Below are 20,191 nucleotides of genomic sequence, written 5' to 3'. Positions count from 1 at the left end.
AGACGGCTCCCGAATGACTGACAGAGCTACGATGACGGCCGTGCGGCTGCACGAGACCGGCGGCCCGGAGGCGCTTCGCACGGAGCGCGTACCCGTTCCGGAGCCGGGTCCGGGTGAGGCGCTGGTGCGGATCGATGCCACGGGCGTGAACTTCATCGAGGTCTACCAGCGCACGGGCCTCTACACGGTCCCGCTCCCCGCCACCCTCGGCGGCGAGGGCGCGGGCGAGGTGGTGGAAGTCGGCGCTGGCGTCGAGGATGTGCGCGTCGGTGAGCGTGTCGCGTGGGCCGGCGGGTTCGGTGCATACGCCGAGTACGCAGTCGTGCCGGCCGCGAAGCTCGTCCCCCTCCCCGCCGGCGTCAGCGCGCGGCTCGGGGCGGCGGTGATGCTGCAGGGGCTGACGGCGCACTACCTGGCCACCTCCACCTATCCGTTGCGCGCGGGCGAGCGCTGCCTGGTGCACGCCGCGGCGGGTGGCGTCGGCCTGCTGCTGGTGCAGATCGCGAAGATGCGCGGCGCCCACGTCATCGCGACCGCCGGTTCGGACGAGAAGGCGGAGCTCGCACGCGGCTCGGGTGCGGACGAGGTGATCGTCTACACGCGCGACGATTTCGCCGCGGAGGTGCGCCGGCTGACGGATGGCGGCGGCGTGCAGGTGATCTACGACTCCGTGGGCAAATCCACTTTCCTCCCCGGCCTGGACGTGCTGGCGCCGCGGGGGATGATGGTGCTCTTTGGGCAGTCGAGCGGTCCCGTGGAGCCGGTCGATCCGCAGCTGCTCAGCCAGAAGGGCTCGCTCTTCCTCACCCGGCCCACGCTGGGGCATTACGTGGCGACGCGCGAGGAGCTGCTGCGCCGCGCGAGCGACCTGTTCGGGTGGATGGCGGCGGACCAGCTCTCCGTCCGCATCGGTGCCGAGTACGCACTGGCCGACGTGGCGGAGGCGCACCGGGCGCTGGAGGCGAGGCGGACGACGGGCAAGGTGCTGCTGCGCGTCGCATCCTGACCGCCTGGTCCGATGATGGATTCGGATCGGCCGCTGGTGGTGTGGAGCATCGGGCACTCGTCACGCGCGATCGGCGAGTTCCTGGCTCTCCTGCAAGCCCAGCACATAGAGCGCATCGCCGACGTTCGGCGATACGCCGGCTCTCGTGCGCACCCGCACTTCAATCCCGAGCCTCTCGCCGCGGCGCTGGCGGATGCGCGGATCGAGTACTGCCCCTTTCCGGAGCTCGGCGGGCGGCGGCCTCCCCTTCCCGACTCGCCTAACACGATCTGGCGGCATCCCAATTTCAGGGGATACGCGGACTACATGGATTCCGCGGAGTTCCGCGGCGGCCTCGATCGCCTGGTGCGCGTCGCGAGCGAGCGCAGGACTTCGCTCCTCTGCTCCGAGGCGGTGTGGTGGCGGTGCCATCGCGCCATGATCGCGGATGCGCTAAAGGCGGGCGGCGCCGAGGTGCTCCACATCATGGAACGCGGCAAGGTCGTCGCGCACCCGTACACCGCCGCGGCCAGCATCGTGGACGGGGTGCTGCGGTATGGGGCGGGGGCGGGGTGATGACGCGGGCGCCGGGGGCCGGGGCGCGGGCGCCGGGGGCGCGGGCGCGGGGCGCGGGACGCCGGGCGTCGGCGGAGCCGGGGGATGAATCCCCCGGCTGGAGCCACGGGAAGACGGCTGAAGCCGTCTCGCGCGCTGCAGGGTTGGGATAGAGGGCGGGCGGCGGGCAGACACGCAGGTCTGCCCCTACCGGGTTCGGTGCGGACGGGGGAGGTTCTGGAGGGCGGAGGGTGGGCGCGATGAATCGCGCCCCTACAATCGATCTCGCCCCGCCGAGTCCGCGAAGGCGGACTTTGTGCTGTTGTTGCCGCGAGTTTACTCGCCCGGGGCAACCCTCCAGGGCGACCCTCCAGGGCAACCCTCCGGGGCAACCCTCCAGGGCCACCTCCGCCCCTACGAGATCGCCGCGCGGGGGGCGGAGATGTGGGCGGGGGAGGGGTCCGGGTGGTAGCCGTAGGCTACGGCGAGCATGACGCTGGAGACGACGACGTGGGGGAGGTTCAGCATGATGTCGTCGGTCCAGCGGAGGTCGTTGACGAAGCCGTTCAGGAGGTAAAAGGTCGCGTCGAGGGCGTAGTAGGAGCCGAACGTCACCAGGAAGAGGCGGCTGGCGCGGTCGGAGTGGAGGGCGGCGGCGAAGGCGGCGAGGGCCGTCAGGCCGTGCGTGATGTCGTCCACGGCGCTGATGGCGAAGGAGTTGAACATCATCCGCTCGTGGCCGGCGTGCGGCGAGATGCCGGGGATCCAGCCCAGCACGACCACGACCACCCCGAACAGCCCCATCACGAACGTCACTTTTCTCAGCATCGAAAATCTCCTCAGTAGTCGTAGACGTGGTCCACCCGCATCCGCTTCTCCGCATCCATGCGGCGCAGGAAGGGGAGCAGGTCGCGCGTGTGCACCTTGAGCACGGGGCGGATGCGCCGCGCGTCGTTGGCCAGCGGCAGGGCGTACAGGAACTCGGCTTCGGGGCCCACGTAGCGCCAGTCCGCCGGGGCGATGCCGGTCACCACGATGTCGTCGTTGCCGGCGATCTCCACGATGGGCACGCTGTCGCGACGCGCGCGCTCCAGCAGCAGGCCGCTGAACGCGGCGTAGCGCTCCGCGGTGATCAGCGAGTGATGGGGGCCCAGGGGTCGCCGCGCCTGCACGCGCCGGTCGCCCGCGGCGAAGGAGGCGGTGTCGCCGTAGACGACGACGCCGATCTTCAGGTCCTCCGCCGCGTACGCCGTCCCCGTGGCCCAGCCGATGACGGACGCGTAGCCGGCCTTGATCGCGTACTCGAAGGTGAGCGCCAGCCGCCGCTCCCATTTCCGGAAGGCGTGCGGGCCCCACATCGGCACGTCGCTCCATAGCTTCCGCAACTGTTTACCGAACGGATAGCGGTACCACGGGATGGTGTGGATGAAGTGCGCGTAGTCCGCCGCCACCTCGTGCGCGAAGCGGTCCTCGGCGGTCGCCTTGCCGCCCGCCGTCCACGCGCTGAAGCGGCCGACGGTGTTCTCGTACGCGCCGCGCAGGCTGTACTCCACCGAGTGGCTCACGCCGATCACGCCCAGCATGATGGAGTACTGGCTGTTGGGCGGGTTCTCCGCGCGGCTGGCTCGCGATGCGTAGCTCCAGTTGCGCCAGAACTGCCCGATGGACTCCGCGTACGCGAAGCCGTTCGGGAGCCGGTCGCGCGTCCAGTCCGCGTACTCCACGGAACTGTAGACGATGAACCACTCCGGGTGGCTCAGGTAGCTCTGCGACTCGGGGCGGCGATAGCCCGGCATGCGGTCCACGGCCGCGCGCTCGGCCGGGGCCAACTCCATGCGCGCCGGTCCGGCGGGGTCGTAGCGGTCCCACAGCCGGTTGCGGAAGCGGTTGTTCGGGTCCAGGCGCCGCTTGAGCGCAAAGAAGCGGTCAGCCTTCGGATATGCCTTCCGGAACTGCGCGGGGGTGGCGTGCGGCTGGTACGGCAGGTACCAGCGCCCGCCCGAGGCCAGCGCCGCATCCGCCAGCTCGCGCGTCCACCTGCCCACCTTCTGCCGCGACTCGGGGTCCGTGCGCTGCTTGTAGTAGAGGACGAACGCGAACATCTCCTCCGGCGCCCAGGCCAGCAGGGTGCCGGGATCGGGGGTGGCGTGGCGGATGGAGACGTTGACCACGTTCACGTCGTAGCGCGTCAGCACCTCGCGCATGCGCGGCACGAAGGCGTCGAAGCGGCCGATGGGGATGAAGTACTCCTGTAGGACGTAGGTGTACTCCTCGCGCGTCGACGGCTCCAGCTCGGCGACATCGTAGCTCGCCTCGTAGTTTCGCCACACCACCTGCGACTTGCGGTTCACCCACGGGTCCAGGACGTGCTCGCGGATCTCCTTCCCCCCGGGCCACCCCGTGATCACCCGCTGCGCGAAGCGGCTCCCCGGGTACGACTCGCGCCGCGGGATCAGCCGGTCCGGGATGGTGACGGGGTCGCTGGTCTCGGTGAAGGTGACCGCGCTGACCCGGTCGTACTCGTTGGGATAGATGTCCGCGTTGTGGAAGACGACCCTAGGGTTCTCGCGGATCGTCGAGCGGAAGTAGCGCAGGTACTCGCTCACCGGCATGCCGCGGCGCGTGCGGCGCACGCGGACGTTGGGCGCCAAGTCGAGCGTGGCCTCGGTGATGACGCCCAGCCCGCCGTACCCCCCGATTGCGCCGTAGAAGATCTCCGCGTTCTCGGTAGGCGACGCGGTGATCGCGCTCCCGTCCGCCAGCACCATGCGGATGGAGCGCACGGTGGATACGACCGGCCCCAGCCCCACGTAGCGCCCGTGCACGTTCACCGAAAGCGAGCCGCCCACGGTGAAGTTGCCGTACGACTGCATCACCTTCACCGAGAGGCCGTGCGGGTCGATGGCCTCCTGGATCTGCCGCCACGTCGCGCCCGCCTGCACCGTAATGGTGCGGGCCGCCGTGTCGATCCGTACGATGCGGCGCAGGCGGCGCATGTCGATGTGCAGCGCCCCCTCCGTCCCGATCTGCCCGCCCATGCTGAAGCGCCCGCCGCCGATGGACACCGGCCCGCTCCCGCCGCGGATGGCCGCCGCGATCTCCGCCTCCGTCGTCGGCGCGATCACGCGCGCGACTTCGATGCGATTGAGCTGCGTGACGTCGTTCACGGTGGGCCCCGACACGGCGCCGATCACCGGCGTCTTCGCGATCCCGTAGACGGTCATCCCCAGCGTCAGCAGCCCCACCAGGAGCACCGTCCAGCCCACCACGCGCGCGATCCTGCGCACCCCGCGGCCCAGCGCGCGCCCGATGCGGACGTGCCGTCTGGCCCGCGGCGCGCCATCCGCGGGGGGCTTCTTCGCAACTGATTTCGGGCCCTGGTCTCCGGGGGCCGTGGTGGGCTTCATCAAGAAGGGTGTTGCGGGGGAACAGCAGGGCTCACACAGAGACACGGGGCCACGGAGAGAACGGCAAGAGGTTTTCTCCGTGGCTTTCAGTGCCCTCTGCGTCCTCTGTGTGATGCTTTTTCTCGGAAGGATCTCGGCGCAACGATAATCGTGCTCGTGTGCGCCCGCAAACGATTTCTTTCAGCGCTGGTTGAGCAGGGAGTCGATGCGGCTCCACTCGCGCGCCAGGTCCGCGCGGTCGTCCGCGTCCAGCGTGTCGCCGCCGCCGGAGCCGTCGCCCTCCTTCATCAGCTTCATCAGCCGGTCGCGCCGCTGTTCCAGCTTGGCCCGCTCCGCGTCCGTCAAGCTCGCCGCGTCTGCCATCGTCGTCTCCTGTGCCGGTGAGGGGTGCGCCGCGTCACACATCATAATACGTCACCACGGGCAGTGCTCGCCACGCACCGCCGCATGCGATAAGATCACCCGGACAGTTTTTCTCCCATCCCCCCTGGCGAACCGGGAAAATGAGCGAGCTCAACGAGGACACCACCATCTACCAGGTGGTGGTGAACGACATGGAGCAGTACTCCCTGTGGCCCCTCGACCGGGAGCTTCCCATGGGATGGAAACCCGCGGGGAAGCAGGGGACGAAAACCGAGTGCCTGGACTACATCCACCAGGTCTGGACCGACATGCGCCCCCACACGGTGCGCGACGCGATGGACGAGCCCGAGGGCGCCTGACGCACGTACGCCGCACGGCGCGAGACGAAGTCGCGGACGGCGCGGTAGATGGAGGGGTCGCGCAGCAGGCCCAGGTGTGAGACGCAGCCCGTGAGGTGATTGTCGGCCCCCTGCAGGACGACGGTGTCCACCGGATCGATGATCTCGTCGCACGGCGAGCGCCAGGTGGCGTACCGCGCCTCGCCCGGCGTCTCGTCCCCCTCGTTGAGCGCGGCTAAAAAGGGAGATCCGCGCCGCATGTCCCTGCAGTCGGCGGAGATGCACAGGTCCGCCACGTGGATGCCGTGGTTGGGCCCGCCCAGCGAGACCCACGCATCCACCTTGCCCTCGCTCTCCAGGTTCTTGAGATAGTACCGCGTGGGGAGCGCCCCCATGGAATGCGTGACGATGTCGACGCGCGAGGCGCCGGTGGCCACCAGGATCTGGTCCACCCTCGCCGCGATCTTTGCCGCCGCCGCGGCGTGCGAGTCGCGAGGATCGAGGGTCCACGCAAAGAGCCGCGCGCGGCTCCACCCGTCGTCCACGAACCGCGCCATCATCGGCCGCCACTGCTCCGCCCGCCCCCGCCAACCGTGCACGAACAGGATCGGGTCGCGCGCCTGTGCGTCCGCCCCGGGCGCGGCGAGCAGAATGGCGGCGAAGACGAGCGCGTAGCGGAGCATCGTTCGTTTGTCGAGGGGTCGAGTGTCGTCCAGTCGTGCTCCGGCAGAAACGTGCCGGGTCGCGCCGCGCTCACCGCCGCGGACAACACCTGCACACGAGTGCATCCATCATGGACTTGTCGCTGGAAGAAGTAAGCCTCCTCGTCGCGTCCGCCAATACCGCGCACTGGCGGGGCGGCACGGCCGATGACGAGAGCGCCGCCGACGCCGAACGGCGGCTCGACGACCTGTTCGCGACGCGCCACACGCTGGCGGTGTACGGCACACTGGCGCCGGGCCGCCCCAACCATCACGTCGTGGCCCCGCTCGGCGGCGAGTGGACGGACGGCGTGATCGAGGGCGATCTCTTCCCGGAGGGGTGGGGCGCGACGCTCGGATATCCGGCCTGCCGGCCGCGCGCCGGGGGTCCCATCATCCCCGTAAAGGTACTCTCCACCCCGGCGCTGACGGCAGCCTGGCCGGAGATCGACCGCTTCGAAGGCCCCGGCTACCGGCGCATCCTCGTCCCCGTCCTCACGCGCGAGCGGCGCCTGCACACCGTCGCGAACCTCTACGCCGCCGCGGAGGAAATGGTCTCACGCAAAGGCGCGAAGGCGCAAAGAAAGGGCTTCCGTGTCTTTCCTTAGCGTCTTCGCGCCTTTGCGTGACATCTTGATCCTTTGAGTTTGCACAGACTTCTGTCGAGACGGTATCAGTTGTACGCCGCGGTCGCCGGACGAGGCGCGGGCACGGCGAGCGATTCGGGCTCGACCAGGACGATGGAGGGGGTGGCGGAGGGATCGTGCAGCCGAAGCAGGAAGTGGCCGATCCCCGCGTCGCCCAGCATCAGCGACGGGGTGGCGCCACCGGGGACGCCGCCCGGCCAGGGGAGGTCGCGGCTCTCGTAGAGGGCGATCCCGCGGCGCCCCACCTCGCGCGCGAACTCCAGGTACTCGCCGCCGCCGGTGGCGGTGTGCGCCGCCAGGAGCGTTTCCGCGTTTCCGGCGTGGCCGTGGCACAGCGAGAAGCCGCCCCCCGGCGCGTCGATGCTCTCCCGGATCACCCGCGAGGTGGTCTGCAGCGCCACGTTGGCGTCGGCGGCGAGTTCGTCGTCGGGCGCCAGGCGCATGGCGCGGAGGCGGGCTAGGCCGATGCCGGGCGCGCCGTGGCACCACGCCACCCCGCACACCGGCGCGGGGGAGACCGCCCCGGCCTCGATCACCCGCAGGTCGGGCCAGTTCCCCTGCCGCGCATCGAGGAGCGCGCGCTCGTAGCGGAAGCCCTCCCGCGCCGCCGCGCCGAAGCGCGCTTCACCGGTGGCGTGCGCCAGCTCCAGCAGGGCGAGCGCCACGCCGGACGCCCCGTGCGAGTAGCCGGTGAGCGGCGCGGACGACTCCACGCCCGGGCTGGGCCACGCCGTGCCGGACGGCCCCGGAAGCGCGAGGCCGAGGAGGAAGTCGCCGTGGCGCACCGCCGCGTCCGCCAGGGCGCCCACGCCGGTGGCGCGCGCCAGCCCCAGCATCGCGGGCACGGCCCCGGCGCTCCCCGAGATCACGTCCACCGCCCCCTCCGCCGGCTCCACCCCGGCCAGCTCCGCCGCGAGCGCCGCCGCCACCTCGCGGAGCTCGTCGTCGTCCATCGCCATGCCGGCGCGGGCCACGGCCCAGGCGATCCCCGCGAGCCCCGTGTGCAGCGCCACGCGGGTGGACGGGTTCAGGTCGCCGCGGCGGGTGACGGCGAGCGCCAGCGCCCCGCGTGCGGCCGTGCGGAACGGCGCCTCGCCGGTGGCGGCGTGGAGCTCGGCCAGGAAGAGCCCGATCCCGGCCGCACCGTCGTAGAGCGCCGGTCCCAGCGCGCGCCGCACCGGGAGCCACTGGGCGCCCGTGGGCTCCAGCCCGTCGCCGACCCAGTTGCAGCGCGCGCCGTGCCAGATGGCGTCGCGGCAGAGCCGCCCGCCGATGGCGGCGGCGGCGTCGAGGAACGGGGTGCTCGGGTCAGTGCGCATGGCCGGGGAGGTGGTAGGGGTCGTCGGAAAGCGGGCCCAGGTAGGGGCGCGCGGGGTCGAGCCCGGCGTCGGCGAAGCGGCGCTCCACCGAGGAGAGGCGCTGGCCGGGTCCGCCGCCGCGGGCCGCCCACACCCCCTCGGCCACCAGGCGGCAGCGGTGCATCCCGAAGCTCTCGCCGCCGCCGGGGTCTTCCGCGAGCCCCAGTCCCGGCGCGAGCGGCTTGGTGAAGAGCGGCACCTCGCTCCCCAGCCCGCCGCCGAGCTTCGCGTGCACGCCCGCGGCGAGCTCGCACACCAGCCGGTGGTGGCGTCGGCCCACGTACAGCACCCCGGCGTCGGCGCGCGGGTAGAGCGCGCGGTGCTTGAGGCACTTGAAGATGAACGGCACCGCGAACCGCCCCAGCGCGCGCGCCAGCTCCGCCACCAGCGCCGGGGCGCCGTCCGGCGTCACGTTCCAGTACAGGCGCAGCAGCGAGGCGCGCGGGTCGGTGTCGTGCGGCGCGGTGCCGAAGACGTAGTAGAAGCCCGGCTGGTCCGTGCGCTCGTGGGGATGCCAGGTGCTCGCGCGGGCGCCCGGATGCTTGCCATCCGCCCGCACCTCGGCGGCCTGGACGTAGCGCACCAGGGGCCCGCGCTGTATCCCGACCGTGCCGTTGGGGAGGCGGTCGATGACCGTCCATCCATCCACCCAGCGCGAGGTGCCGGGGTTGCCCGCGCTGAGGGCGGCGGTCAGGTCGCCCTCGCCCGTGACGGCGGGGACGGGGCCGGCCGAGCGGGTGTAGCAGTGCGTGTAGAGCGCAGCCTGGAGTGCATCGACGGCGGCGGGCACGGGCACGGAGAAGGAGTGGCCCGCGCACCGGAAGTCCGTGTCCGAGACGATCTCCACCGCGCGTACGGCGGTCAGCAGCGCACTCATGCGCCGCCCTCCAGGCCGAGGAGCGAGCGCGCGGCCTGCTCAGGGCGGATGAGGACGTTGGCGCCCAATTGGAGGAGGAGGTGCGTGTAGCCGGGCACCGCCGCCTGCGTGCGCGAGTACTCCCAGGTGGTCTGCACCAGCCGCGCTCCCGCGTAGCGCACGGCCCGGAGCAGGAAGCCGAGCTCCACCCCGCCCCGCCCTTCGCGGTACGCGCGCCAGAACGCCCGCAATGCGGGGTGCATCGCCTCGGCCGGATACTCGTTCGCGTCCGTGAGCGCGCGCGGCGACGCGGCGGCGGCGAGCGGGAGCCCCAGCACCCAGCAGGCGAGATAGGAGTGCAGCGCCGATCCCACGTCCCACGCGCTGTCACCCACGCCCGCCATCTCCCAGTCCACGATGCGCAGCTCCGGAGCCTGTTCGCCGCCGTCGCCGCCGCGCGCGATGCAGTTCTCCCACTTCATGTCGCCGTGGATCAGGGCGTCGTTCCGCCACTCGGCGGCCAGCGCGTCGAGCGCGGCCTCGAACCCGGGCGTCTCGCGGATACGCGCTAGCAGCCACCCCAGCCGGGGCTCGCCCTCCACGTAGCCCGGCGGAAAGGTGCGGCGGAGCACCCAAGCGACCCCGATCTCCAGCGCCGCCGCCCCCGCCTCCACCGGAACGCGGTGGTATGCGGCCAGCGCGGATCCCAGCGCGCGCGCCGTGCCCACAGGAAAGCGGCGGAAGCGCGCATGGTGGTCCTGCAGCGGCTCCACCACGCGGAGTAGCTCCAGCACCAGGGTGGACGATGCCGCGTCGGAGTCCACCAGCGCGGGGATCAGGGCGCGCAGTCCCTCCCACCCCGGCGCCTGCGCCAGCTGGTAGCAGGCGGCTTCGCGCTGGATGCACGCCACCGAGAGCTCGTCCCACAGGATCGGCTGCTTGATGAAGAGCCCGCGCTCCCGCTGCCGCTCCACGGCGAAGCTGCGGTTGTGGCGAAGGACTTCGCGCGCCGCGAAGTCGCCCGCCACGACGGCCTCGGCCGCGATCAGCCGCCGGTCGAGGAGAAAGTGGACCAGGTTGCTCTTGGTGAGGATCATGGACGGGCCGGATCACAGTGTTTTCAGGACCGCGGGGAGAGGGGCGAGAAGCCGCCCCTCTCCCCCAGCCGTCAGCAGACGGGCGGAACGCCCGTGCAGGTGACGACGCAGCTCACCACCGGGAGCGTGGGGAAGCCCAGCGCCCCGCTGCCCTGCGGTGCGGCCTGGGCCTGCACCCCGCCGCCCGACTGCGGAGCCGCGGCGCAGAGCGGGGGGACGTGCGTGCAGGTGATCACGCAGCTCACCACCGGGACCGTGGGGAAGCCCAGCGCGCCGCTCTGCAGCGCCGCCGCGGAGTGGGACCCGCCACCCAGCGCCGCCGGATCGGGGGGCGTGGCGCAGAGCGGGGGGACGTTGGTGCAGGTGACGATGCAGCTCACCACCGGGAGCGTGGGGAAGCCCGCGGCGCTCTGCGCGCCCGCCTGGGAGCCGCCACCCCCGCCCTGCTGGGACGCGACGCAGACCGGCGGGAAGCCGGTGATGAAGTCCCCGGCCCCCTGGGCGGCCGCATTGGAGCCGCCACCCCCCGCAGACCCCTGCTGCGGCGTCGCGCAGAGCGGGAAGACGTGGGTGCAGGTCACGAGACAGCTGACCACCGGAACGGTCGGAAATGCGCCTTCGGACATGGTGATTTCTCCTGGATCGTGCCCGGGATCCGCCGGGCCGGTGGGTGGAGCGGGATCGGCTCCACCCGTTTCCTGGGGCCATTCGGGAAACGCCTCGCCGGCGATGGGACCGCCGAGGAACTCGTGCGGCGGCGGCACGGACCCGTCTTCGTTCGCGGAGGGCGGCGCGTCGTCCGCGGTGGACGAGGTGTCCGGCGGCGGGGCGTCGCCCTGCTTCCGGGGCTTGCGGCGCGGCTGCGGCGCGGGGTCGTCCGGCATCGGTCCTCCGGGTAGGCGGGGGCGCGGCCGAGCGCCGCGCTGGTGATGCACAACCTGACGTCGCCGGGCGGCGCGCTCCGTATCCGTATCGGCCACCGTGCGGTCCGTGACGGCCGGCGTGGAAAGGGAAGCGGCCGGTACGCGGGGTGCGCACCGGCCGCTCGTCATTCCGCCACGATCGCGGAGATCTGCCGCTCCTCGCGCAGGGGCGGCTCCACGTAGTGCGCCACCAGGGTGCGGGCGCGGGTCTCGGCTACCAGCATGTCCCGTCCGCTCTCCACCACCAGCTCCGCCGCCCCGTGATCCGGGTCCACCGCGACGGGCCACGTCTGCACCGTGCCGTCCGCAAGCCGGAAGTGCGCCTGCACCGCGCGGGGGACGCGCGCGGGGAGGCTCTGCAGCAGCTTGACCCTGTACCTCATCGGCCACTCCTGGCGAGCGGAGGGGAGCTCGCCTCGGGAGGCGGGCGTGTGGGAGTTTGCATCAAGGTGCGGCCTCCCCGCCCCGCTCCCCGTATCCGCACCGGCCACCGGCCGCTCCCCACCGGCCGCCCGTCATGCCGCCACGGAGAGCCGCACCGCGACGCCCGCGCCGCCGCAGCGGGCGATGAAGAGCCCCGCCAGGATCCGCGCGCCGCCCGTACCGGACAGGTCGCGCGGGCGCAGGCCGGTGAGCTGCTTGAGGCTCTTGCGCAGCGCCGAGCCGCTGGAGAAGCCCAGCGAGCGGGCCACGCCGTCCGCCGTGCGCCCGTCGCCCATCAGCCGCGCGGCGTGCAGCAGGCGGCGCCACGCCAGGAGCTGCTCCGGGGTGGGAAGCTCCGCCGCGCGCAGCGAACGCCGCAGGGTGCGCGGGCTGCACCGCGCCGCTCGCGCCAGCGCGGCGACGTCCTCCGGCGCCGATGCGGCGACGAGCACCGGCGCCAGCCAGCGGTGCACCGCCGGGGGCAGCGCCGATGCCAGCGTCTCCACCATCTCGTCCAGCGGCGCGCGGTTCAGGTGCTCCCGCACGGCGTCCACAAAGGCCCCCATGCCGTCCGCCGGGTCCACCAGCGCCCGCACGCCCAGGAGGGCGATCGAAAAGGCGTCGGCGGCGGGGCGGCCGGCGAAATCCGCGCAGGCCACGATCTCCAGCGCGGGAGCGCGCTCTCGCAGCCGGCGGATCTCTGCCGCGGCGAAGGCGCCACCGCCGTACGGGTCCACGAACGCCACCGCGCACGCCGACGACGACGCCAGCACCGTCAGCTCGGCCCACCCGCGCGCCTGCCGCACCCGGTGGTGGACGCCGCCGGCGGCTTCGCGCTGCACCGCCTCGCGGATGCGCCGCGCCGCGGTGGGACACGAGGAAAGGAGAAGGATGTCGGCCATGGTTCGCGCCCCGGTGCGAGTCTGGCGGGCCGCCGTCCGGCGCTCCCCGCCGCGGCGGGGGGAGAGGCGTTTCGCCTTGCTCCCCCTGCCACGCGAGGTTATCTATCCCCCACCCCTCAAGGTCATTTCCTGCCGGATCTCATAGCGGTCATTGATATCGCGTGCTGTGCCTCAAAGTCCTCGGTGATCCCGTCCTGCTGGGCCCCAATGGGCCCGTTACCGGCCGCGCCGCGTACAAAAGGCGGATAGCGCTTCTCGCCGTGCTGGCGGTGGCGCGCGGCAGGCCCGTGGGGCGCGAGCGGGTGATCGCCCTCCTGTGGCCCGAGCACGCGGGCGACGCGGCGCGCCACACCCTTTCCGAGTCGCTCTACGTACTGCGCAAGGAGCTGGGAGCCGGCGTCTTCGTGGCGGTCGGCGACGAGATCGGGCTGTCGCCGGAGGTGGTGCGGAGCGACGTGGCGGCGTTCGAGGAGGCGCTGGAGGAGGGGCGGCTGGATGCGGCGGTGGAGGAGTACCGCGGACCGTTCCTGGACGGCTTCTACGTGTCCGACGCGCCGGAGTTCGAGCGCTGGGTGGACGGCGAGCGCGACCGCCTGGCCCGTGCCTGCGCCGGGGCGCTGGAGAGGCTCGCCAGCACTGCCGAGGCGGAGGGGCGGCGGATGGAGGCGGTGGAGTGGTGGCGGCGCGGGGCCGCGCACGACCCGTACTCGTCGCGCGTGGCGCTGGCGCTGGTGCAGGCGCTGGACGCCGCGGGAGAGCGCGCCGCCGCGATCCGCGCCGCCGCCGCGCACGTCGCCCGCATGCGCGAGGAGCTGGGCGTGGAGCCCGATGCGGCGCTCACCGCCTTCGTCGCGCGCCTTCGCGCCGAGCTCCCGCCCGCCGCACCGCCCGCGCCCCCCCCGCCGGCTCCCGCTCCGCCTTCCGAACCGCCCCCCTCGCCACCCGGCCCCCCCGCTCTCCCGCCGGCCGAGCCCCCCAGGGCGGCGGCCGGCCCGGAGGCGGTGGCCGGGACGGAAGCGCCGGTCCGGCCCGTGCGCCGCACCTGGTCGCGCGGGCGCTACGCGCTCGTGGCGGCGCTCGCGGCCCTGGCGATCACGGCGGTGTTCGCGCTGGCCCGCGGGTGGCGCTCCGAGCCCGAGCCGGTGCGCTACGACCCGCGGCGCATCGCCGTGCTCTACTTCGAAGACGACTCGCGCCGCGGCGAGCTGGGCTACCTGGCCAACGCCCTCACCGGGGAGCTGATCGAACAGCTGAGCCAGGTTCCCCAGCTGGACGTCGTCTCGCGCAACGGGGTCAAGGCGTACCGCGACAGCAACGTGGGCTTCGACAGCCTGGTGGCCGGGCTGCGCGTGGGGAGCGTGGTGGAGGGGAGCGTGCAGCGCTCGGGCGACAGCGTGCGCGTGACCGTGGCGCTGGTGGACACCAACCGCCGGGCCCACCTGGAGAGCCGCACCATCATCCGCCCGCTCGGCGACCTCTTCTCGCTGGAGCGCGCAGTCGGCCAGGAGGTGAGCGGCTTCCTCCGCCGCCGCCTGGGCGAGGAGATCCGGGTGGGGCAGGCCGCCGCGGAGACGAGGAGCGCGGAGGCGCTGGGCCTGGTGCTGCGCGCGGAGCAGCTGCGCGAGGACGCGGCGCGGCTCGTCCGCCGCCACCACGCGCTCGACGTCGCCTCCGCCGGGCAGCTCCTGAACCGCGCCGACTCGCTCCTGGCCCGCGCGCAGGCCGCCGACCCCGCGTGGGCGCGCCCCGCCCTGCTTCGCGGCTTCATCGATCTCACCCGGTCCGGGCTCGCCCGCGGCGCGGAGCGCACCCGGCTGGTGCGCAGCGCGGAGGCCCACGCGCGCGGCGTCCTGCAGCGCGAGCCCCGCAACGCGCGTGCGCTGGAGCTGCGGGGCCGTGCCCTCTGGCTGGCCGCGGGCGAGACGCTCGACACGGCGGGAGTGGCACGGCGGCTCGATCTGGCGGAGCGCGACCTGCGCGCCGCCGTGGAGGCGGATTCCGGTCGCGCCTCCGGGTGGGCGGCGCTCAGCCAGCTGCTGCGCATGCGCGGCCGCTTCGCCGAGTCGGACCTGGCCGCGCGGCGGGCGCTGGAGCGGGATGCCTGGCTGGAAGACGCGGGAGACATCCTCGCGCGCCTCTACTTCAGCGCCATGGCGCAGGGCGACTATGCGGCCGCGCGGCAGAGCTGCGGGCAGGGGCACGCCCAGTTCCCCGGCGACTGGCGCTTCGTGGAGTGCCGGCTCACCCTGCTGCGCGAAGACCCCGCGCTCCGCCCGGACGCCGCGCAGGCGTGGGCGCTGGTGGCGGAGCTGGACCGGCTGGATCCGCCCGCCCGCGCCCGCGAGGAGGGGCGCGCGTACTCCCCCCTCTTCCGGCGCACCGCGGTGGCGGCCGTCCTGGCGCGGGCGGGCGCAAGCGACAGCGCCCGGGCCGTGCTGGCCCGGGCGCGCCCCGCGGCCTCGGCAGATCCCGAGCTCCGCATCCCCTTCCTCTTCGACGAAGCCTACGTCACCCTCCTGCTGGGCGACCGGGCCGGCGCCCGCCGCCTGCTGGAGGAGTACATGGCCGCGCGCCCCGCCCTGCGCCCCTACGTGGCGCGCGACGTCCTCTTCCGCGACCTCTTCGCGCCGGCCGGGCGGCCGTAGGCTACCCGCGGGTGAAGCGGGCCAGCGCCTCCGGCTCCCTGCCGATCGTCAGGAAGTGCGTGCGCCCCTCCAGCCCCTGGGTGGGCGGCTCGTCCAGGGTCGGGATGTACTCCGAGCGCGGCAGGTGCGTCACCGCGTACGGGGTCTCGTCAATGGGATCGTCCTCCGCCGCCCGGCTTTCGCCGCCGCCATCCGCGGCCGTACCGAGGAAGTTGCGAAAGATCTCCAGCACCGCGCACGGGCCGAGCGGCGAGTCGCGGCGGACCAAGCCGTTCCACGCCCCCAGCAGCACCGTGGTGAAGAAGGGCGCCGACAGCCCCTTCACGGATCCGTAGTACGGCACCAGGAGCTTCTCCACGGCGCCGTCGCTCCAGAAGATCGAGTCGGGGACCCGCGTGGGATCGCCGTATGGCGCGGCGGGCGCGGGGATCACCACCTGCACCTCGGCGCCCGCGACCTGGACGGCCACGCGCGACGGAACCGGGCGGTCGCTCCGCACGCGCTCCATCCCGGCCTCGATCCAGGTTCCCGGCAGGTGGCGGCCGGGACCGCCCTCCGAGATCCACGGGTCCAGCTTCCCGTCGTGCTGACGCAAGCGCACGGTGTGCCCGCGCAGCCCGCTCACGAACTCCGCCGCGTCGCGCGCGACGATGCTCTCCACCCCCGGGGAGAGGGCCCACCCGGGCTCGTCGCGGAAGACCTCCAGCGGCTGCGGTGGCGCCACCGGCCCGGTTCCCTGTCCCGGAAAGCGCCGCGCGAACTCCGCCAGCGACATCTTCTCCAGCGTCTCGTCCACCAGGCACACCAGCGCCACCATCCCCTCCAGCGTCAGCCTACGCGTCCCCGTTGGAGCGGCGGGCCCGCACTCGTACGCCACCGCGCAGACCTGCACCCTGTCCGCCGGATAGTCGTACCAGGCGTGCGCCACCTTTTGGAACAGCGACGCAGCCTCGCTCCCCGCCACCGACGCGAAGTAGGGGAAGAGGAACTTCTCCACCGCGCTCTCTCCCCAGAAGAGCGCGCTCGTCTCGCGTCCGTTGATCTTCAGGGTGTCCGACCCGACGTTCGTCGGCACGGTGAAGTACACGTGCTCCACCGTGGGCCTGCGGGTGAAGGGGCGGGTGAACACCGGCAGCGCACCGCTCTCGGGCGCGTCCGTGAGGGTGGCATCCGTGCCGTCGAAGCCGAAGTACAGATTCTCCCCCCGCACGCCGCTGGCCCACTCGGCCACCATGCGCATGGCCGGGTAGCCGGGCCGGCTGGTGTTCACTGCATCGGGGAGGATGGTGTTCGAATACGTGCTCATGGCGGGATCTCCGGGGTGGCGTACCGTGCTCGCTTCCGCTTCAGTGCGGATCGCTGGGGTGAAGATAGCCCCCCTCCGTCAAACCCCTGTCCTCCTGGGTCTCAATGCGTGAAAATCCGCGCGGCGCCTCACTTTCTTCAGCCACTTCCCCCGCAGCCGATCCGCGGGGTTGAGCGCCTTGACCGCTGTGTGCGTCCTCGTTCTACCCCTCACCCGCCCACGAAACCGAACGGAAACGCGGATGCGCGCCTCTCATCCCCGGGAGCCGCGGGGAGAGACACGAACCCGGGCCCCATGCGCCGAGTGCCGAGCAGCGGTTCGGTGACTCAGGACCGAAAACCATCTCACCGGAGACTCGTCATGCAACCCACAACTCCGTCCCCCCGGCGCCGGACGACGGTGATCGCGGTCTGGACCTTCGCCATCATCGAGGCGGCGGCGATCGGCGCCGCGCTCTTCTTCCGGTAGAACAGACCCTCACACGGAGCAACAGACATGGCCAGCATGGACCGCGACGCGCTCGTCACGGGCGTCCTTGACCAGATGGACCGTCACAACCAGCGGATGCGGCTCGCGGTGGTGGCGGCCGCCGCCGTCGAGGCCCTCCTCCTGGTGGTGGCGATCCTCAAGCTCGATTGGAAGGACGACACACAGGTACTCCTCTTCCTCTTCTCGGTGCTGAGCTACACCATCGTCGCCTTCGGGCTCGTGGCGCTCGGCGCACACGTGTCCCGCGTGGGAGCGCAGGTGGTCGCCGCGCTCGAAGAGCGGCCCCGGGCGTGAACGCCGGGGGAGCGGGCCCGTCGCTGCCGGCCCTCGCGGCCCGCGCGCAGCTCGGCGACCGGGCCGCCCTGGACGGACTTCTGCGGATGCTCCAGGATCCGCTCTACCAGCACATCCGCGGCATCGTCGGTGACGACGATGCCGCGGCGGACGTGCTCCAGGACACGCTCCTTATCATCTGCAGGCGTCTGGGCACGGTGCGGGAGCTCGAATGGGTCCGCGCCTGGGCCTACCGCGTCGCCACGCGCGAAGCCGTCCGCTCCGCCCGCAGCGCCCGCGCCCACCTCCACGACCCGCTCGACTCGCTCCCCGAGCTCCCCGCCTCCGAACCGGATGAGCCCGCCGCCGACCCGGAGATCCTCGCGGAGCTCCCCGCCCGCCTCGCCGCGCTGCCACCGGCCGCGCGCGTCGTGCTGCGCATGCGCTATCAGCAGGAGCTCACCCAGCCCGAGATCGCCGAAGCCCTGGAGATCCCGCTCGGCACCGTCAAATCGCGCATCTCCTACGGCCTCGCCACCCTCCGCCGCAGCTGGACGCGCGCGGAGGAATGAGGGCCACCAGAGAGACAGCCGTTACGCGATGGCCAGCGCCCGCTCCATCCCTCCCGCGAGCAGGGGATCGCGATCCTCCAGAACCATCCCAACCTATTTGCGGCCGCGCCGACCGCTTCGGGCGCTTCCGACGGCGTCCGCCGGCAGGTAACGGCAGCGTTCGAGCATCTCGGGCGTGAGTTCGAGGCGCTCTGCGCCCTTTTTGACCAAGGCTTTCATAGTCTGGTGCGCGGACGTGTAGGCCCACACGACGCGCTTGCCGAGTGCTTTCACCATTTCCACCGCTGGTCCGAAGTCGGCGTCGGAGGCGACGAGCACGGCGACGTCGTACCTGTTCTTCTCGGCCCCCTCATACATCAGGAGTGCCGTCCGGATGTCGGTTCCCTTCTCGATGATCGGGCGGGAGTCCTTCTCGTCCGGCGTGCGGTAGATGAACGTCTCCCGCCAGACCCGGACCCCGGGCTCCTGTTCGACCCGGTCGAACAGGCGCTTCGTATCGCGGAAACGCCCAAGTCGTTCCTGGTACTCCCCAGGCTTGTGCACCAGGTGCGGGTCCCTGGGGTGAGGCTCGCGGAACACGCCACCGACATAGTGGAGGGCGACCAGTGTGGTGCCTCCGACCGCCGAAGTCAGCTCCTGAGCGAGGAGTCCGAACGCCACCGGGTGCCCGATCCCGGATTCTTCGAGGGCAGGGTGGAAATTGGACGCATCCACGAAGATTTCGACGCGGACCTCCGGAGGCGGCTCCTGATCGTCAGGGTCGCTGTCGCCTTCCAGATCCTTCGTTTGATCCATGGCGGGCACAGACGTGGTAGAAGAGAAACGGGCCACGCTCACGCGTGGCCCGTTTCTGGATCAGGAGCCGCTCCTTGCGGAGGGGCCGTACTTCTGGTGCCCGAATGATACTGCATATCCCTCGCCCGCGCAAGGTAGGACCTGTCCGCTAGGTCCTGTCCGAGACCGCGGCTGACGGCCCTCTGTTCGCCAGAGCGGCTTCGCGGATACTTGGTATAGACGGGCGGGCCGGAGATGTTCCGCGACTGGCCGCGCCGTCGTCGGATTCCCCACAGCAGGAGCCAAGGTCCGGAGCGTGCCGCGGAGGTTCCCGCGCGGAAACGCGAACAAGCGGGTGGGGATCCTCGACCGCGTCCGTCAGCAGAGCCTCCGGCGGCGCACGAGCGGCTACGGAGTGGGTAGTGAAGGAGGCGGGGCCGGTGCGATGAACAACAAGTCCGCCTTGTCTTTCCTGTCTTCGGACACCCGCCTTTTGCCCCGTGCGTCGGCTGCCCCGACAGTTACGAGGGCACCTACACGATCTTACGACGGCAAGCTCAAGACAGTTATCATGACACGCGAGGTTAACGTGCGGCACGAGCAGTGTTGGCTGCACCGAGTTTGTTCCGCAAAATGAGATGTAAAATTTCCGTTTTTGCAGCGATGCGAACTGTAAATTTTCCGGGTCTGCAAAACGGTCCGCGGAGTTGCTCAACAGTTGTGACTCTCACCAGTCGAGTTGGTCTACCTCTAGCTGCAAGTACTCATGGCAGCATAGTCTTCTCCCACGGCTTCTTTCCTCCTTACCCAAGCTCAACCCTCACCGATGAGCGAGCACACGAACACACCGGCGGTTCGCCACCCGGAATTGGCGATAAGGAACGGTGGTGTTTGGAAACTCACCGCAAATGTGTTCGCGATACTGGAGCGCCGGCCAGCGCTCGGCACTGCATCCATCCTTGTGTCGTATGTGCTCGGGTTCATCATCTCCAACATACATCTGGCCCAGTACAAGCTGATCACATTCGACCTGGTTGAAGGCCGATACTTAGCGGCGGCCATTCTGTTCTTTCTCTTCACTCCAACGCCAGTGTTCCTTGGGTTCGCACTCGGCGCGAGCCTGCACTGGGAAAGTGAGGAGGCGACCGCAGAAGTCCCCAGTTGGAGGATGCGCATCCTCGGCGTGGTCCTCACCGCTGGACTGCTCTACTTTGTGGTGATGGTGAGTCAATGGGCCTTTGAAATACTCGCTGTACCGTCGGAGCGGGAGAACATCAAGTTCGTCTACTTATACTTCGCCTTGTGTGGGTTCGTAGGGCTCTTGTTGAGCTATCGTGGGGTGAGATCCAAAGCCGAGCGGGAATCCGATGATGGAAGAGGTGGCCTCGAGATCTTGATGTTCCCCATGTTCGTCTTGTTACCTGTGCTTGTCGCGACAGTGTTCAGCCAGGCAATCTATCCAGCGCTGTCCCCTGCCTTCGGCGGTGGGGGCGCATGGAAAGGCCAGGTATTCCTCAACGAGCCTCCTACGACAGGAATGCTCGCGGACCTCGACACCGTCCTCATCATTGACCGGG

The 20,191-nt window shown here is 71.4% G+C and carries 20 protein-coding genes; 8 read left to right on the top strand and 12 right to left on the bottom strand.

Annotated features, from left to right (window positions below; all coding sequences use genetic code 11):
- Positions 1 to 13: 13 nt before the first annotated feature.
- The gene (locus VF647_04950) at positions 14 to 1,006 is read left to right on the top strand and encodes a quinone oxidoreductase (protein ID HEX8451424.1); all 993 of its coding nucleotides are present in this window, start codon (positions 14 to 16) and stop codon (positions 1,004 to 1,006) included.
- Positions 1,007 to 1,018: 12 nt separating this feature from the next.
- Positions 1,019 to 1,561: a DUF488 domain-containing protein gene (locus tag VF647_04945; protein HEX8451423.1), complete on the top strand. Its 543-nt coding sequence runs from the start codon at positions 1,019 to 1,021 to the stop codon at positions 1,559 to 1,561.
- 393 nt (positions 1,562 to 1,954) lie between these two features.
- Here the strand turns inward: VF647_04945 and VF647_04940 are convergent, their stop codons facing one another.
- The 3 genes from VF647_04940 to VF647_04930 all read right to left on the bottom strand — a co-directional run bounded on the left by VF647_04940 (position 1,955) and on the right by VF647_04930 (position 5,310).
- Entirely contained in the window at positions 1,955 to 2,368 is a 414-nt protein-coding gene (locus tag VF647_04940; GenBank protein ID HEX8451422.1) for a hypothetical protein, read from the bottom strand.
- An 11-nt stretch (positions 2,369 to 2,379) separates the two neighbouring features.
- A complete protein-coding gene (locus VF647_04935; GenBank protein ID HEX8451421.1) occupies positions 2,380 to 4,947 on the bottom strand; it encodes an FAD-binding oxidoreductase in 2,568 nt (855 codons plus the stop codon).
- 180 nt (positions 4,948 to 5,127) lie between these two features.
- Complete coding sequence (locus VF647_04930; protein HEX8451420.1) at positions 5,128 to 5,310, bottom strand: hypothetical protein; 183 nt, start codon at positions 5,308 to 5,310, stop codon at positions 5,128 to 5,130.
- Between the two features lie 140 nt (positions 5,311 to 5,450).
- Here VF647_04930 and VF647_04925 point away from each other — a divergent pair, with 140 nt between their 5' ends.
- Complete coding sequence (locus VF647_04925; protein HEX8451419.1) at positions 5,451 to 5,669, top strand: MbtH family NRPS accessory protein; 219 nt, start codon at positions 5,451 to 5,453, stop codon at positions 5,667 to 5,669.
- On the opposite strand, the gene VF647_04920 is transcribed toward VF647_04925, so the two are convergent.
- The gene (locus tag VF647_04920; protein HEX8451418.1) at positions 5,594 to 6,331 is read right to left on the bottom strand and encodes a triacylglycerol lipase; all 738 of its coding nucleotides are present in this window, start codon (positions 6,329 to 6,331) and stop codon (positions 5,594 to 5,596) included. The genes VF647_04925 and VF647_04920 overlap by 76 nt on opposite strands.
- A gap of 110 nt (positions 6,332 to 6,441) precedes the next feature.
- On the opposite strand from VF647_04920, the gene VF647_04915 reads away from it, so the two are divergent.
- Positions 6,442 to 6,957, top strand: coding sequence for a gamma-glutamylcyclotransferase (locus VF647_04915; protein ID HEX8451417.1), 516 nt, complete (start codon positions 6,442 to 6,444; stop codon positions 6,955 to 6,957).
- Between the two features lie 65 nt (positions 6,958 to 7,022).
- Here VF647_04915 and VF647_04910 read toward each other — a convergent pair whose 3' ends face one another.
- The 6 genes from VF647_04910 to VF647_04885 all read right to left on the bottom strand — a co-directional run bounded on the left by VF647_04910 (position 7,023) and on the right by VF647_04885 (position 12,555).
- Positions 7,023 to 8,315 (bottom strand): lanthionine synthetase LanC family protein, encoded by a 1,293-nt coding sequence (locus tag VF647_04910; protein ID HEX8451416.1) that lies wholly within the window; start codon positions 8,313 to 8,315, stop codon positions 7,023 to 7,025.
- Positions 8,305 to 9,231, bottom strand: coding sequence for a T3SS effector HopA1 family protein (locus VF647_04905; GenBank protein ID HEX8451415.1), 927 nt, complete (start codon positions 9,229 to 9,231; stop codon positions 8,305 to 8,307). Before VF647_04905 ends, VF647_04910 begins: the two co-directional genes overlap by 11 nt.
- On the bottom strand, positions 9,228 to 10,307 hold the full coding sequence (locus VF647_04900) for a phosphotransferase (protein HEX8451414.1): 1,080 nt from the start codon (positions 10,305 to 10,307) through the stop codon (positions 9,228 to 9,230). Before VF647_04900 ends, VF647_04905 begins: the two co-directional genes overlap by 4 nt.
- A gap of 71 nt (positions 10,308 to 10,378) precedes the next feature.
- The gene (locus VF647_04895; protein HEX8451413.1) at positions 10,379 to 11,191 is read right to left on the bottom strand and encodes a hypothetical protein; all 813 of its coding nucleotides are present in this window, start codon (positions 11,189 to 11,191) and stop codon (positions 10,379 to 10,381) included.
- A gap of 164 nt (positions 11,192 to 11,355) precedes the next feature.
- The gene (locus VF647_04890; protein HEX8451412.1) at positions 11,356 to 11,613 is read right to left on the bottom strand and encodes a hypothetical protein; all 258 of its coding nucleotides are present in this window, start codon (positions 11,611 to 11,613) and stop codon (positions 11,356 to 11,358) included.
- 132 nt (positions 11,614 to 11,745) lie between these two features.
- On the bottom strand, positions 11,746 to 12,555 hold the full coding sequence (locus tag VF647_04885; GenBank protein HEX8451411.1) for a helix-turn-helix domain-containing protein: 810 nt from the start codon (positions 12,553 to 12,555) through the stop codon (positions 11,746 to 11,748).
- A 161-nt stretch (positions 12,556 to 12,716) separates the two neighbouring features.
- Here VF647_04885 and VF647_04880 point away from each other — a divergent pair, with 161 nt between their 5' ends.
- Positions 12,717 to 15,200, top strand: a complete 2,484-nt coding sequence (locus VF647_04880) for a BTAD domain-containing putative transcriptional regulator (protein HEX8451410.1) — start codon at positions 12,717 to 12,719, stop codon at positions 15,198 to 15,200.
- A 1-nt stretch (position 15,201) separates the two neighbouring features.
- On the opposite strand, the gene VF647_04875 is transcribed toward VF647_04880, so the two are convergent.
- The gene (locus VF647_04875; protein HEX8451409.1) at positions 15,202 to 16,506 is read right to left on the bottom strand and encodes a hypothetical protein; all 1,305 of its coding nucleotides are present in this window, start codon (positions 16,504 to 16,506) and stop codon (positions 15,202 to 15,204) included.
- Between the two features lie 495 nt (positions 16,507 to 17,001).
- On the opposite strand from VF647_04875, the gene VF647_04870 reads away from it, so the two are divergent.
- Complete coding sequence (locus tag VF647_04870; protein HEX8451408.1) at positions 17,002 to 17,289, top strand: hypothetical protein; 288 nt, start codon at positions 17,002 to 17,004, stop codon at positions 17,287 to 17,289.
- Positions 17,286 to 17,840 (top strand): RNA polymerase sigma factor, encoded by a 555-nt coding sequence (locus VF647_04865; protein HEX8451407.1) that lies wholly within the window; start codon positions 17,286 to 17,288, stop codon positions 17,838 to 17,840. The genes VF647_04870 and VF647_04865 overlap by 4 nt, the downstream gene beginning before the upstream one ends.
- Before the next feature lie 93 nt (positions 17,841 to 17,933).
- Here the strand turns inward: VF647_04865 and VF647_04860 are convergent, their stop codons facing one another.
- Positions 17,934 to 18,635: an NYN domain-containing protein gene (locus VF647_04860; protein HEX8451406.1), complete on the bottom strand. Its 702-nt coding sequence runs from the start codon at positions 18,633 to 18,635 to the stop codon at positions 17,934 to 17,936.
- 805 nt (positions 18,636 to 19,440) lie between these two features.
- Here VF647_04860 and VF647_04855 point away from each other — a divergent pair.
- Positions 19,441 to 20,191: hypothetical protein (locus tag VF647_04855; GenBank protein HEX8451405.1), on the top strand; the 751-nt coding region annotated here is incomplete at its 3' end.

The organism is Longimicrobium sp., from assembly GCA_036387335.1.
Taxonomy (GTDB): domain Bacteria; phylum Gemmatimonadota; class Gemmatimonadetes; order Longimicrobiales; family Longimicrobiaceae; genus Longimicrobium.
The sequence above is the reverse complement of the archived record's forward strand: the minus strand, read 5'-3'. Positions and strand labels throughout refer to the sequence as shown.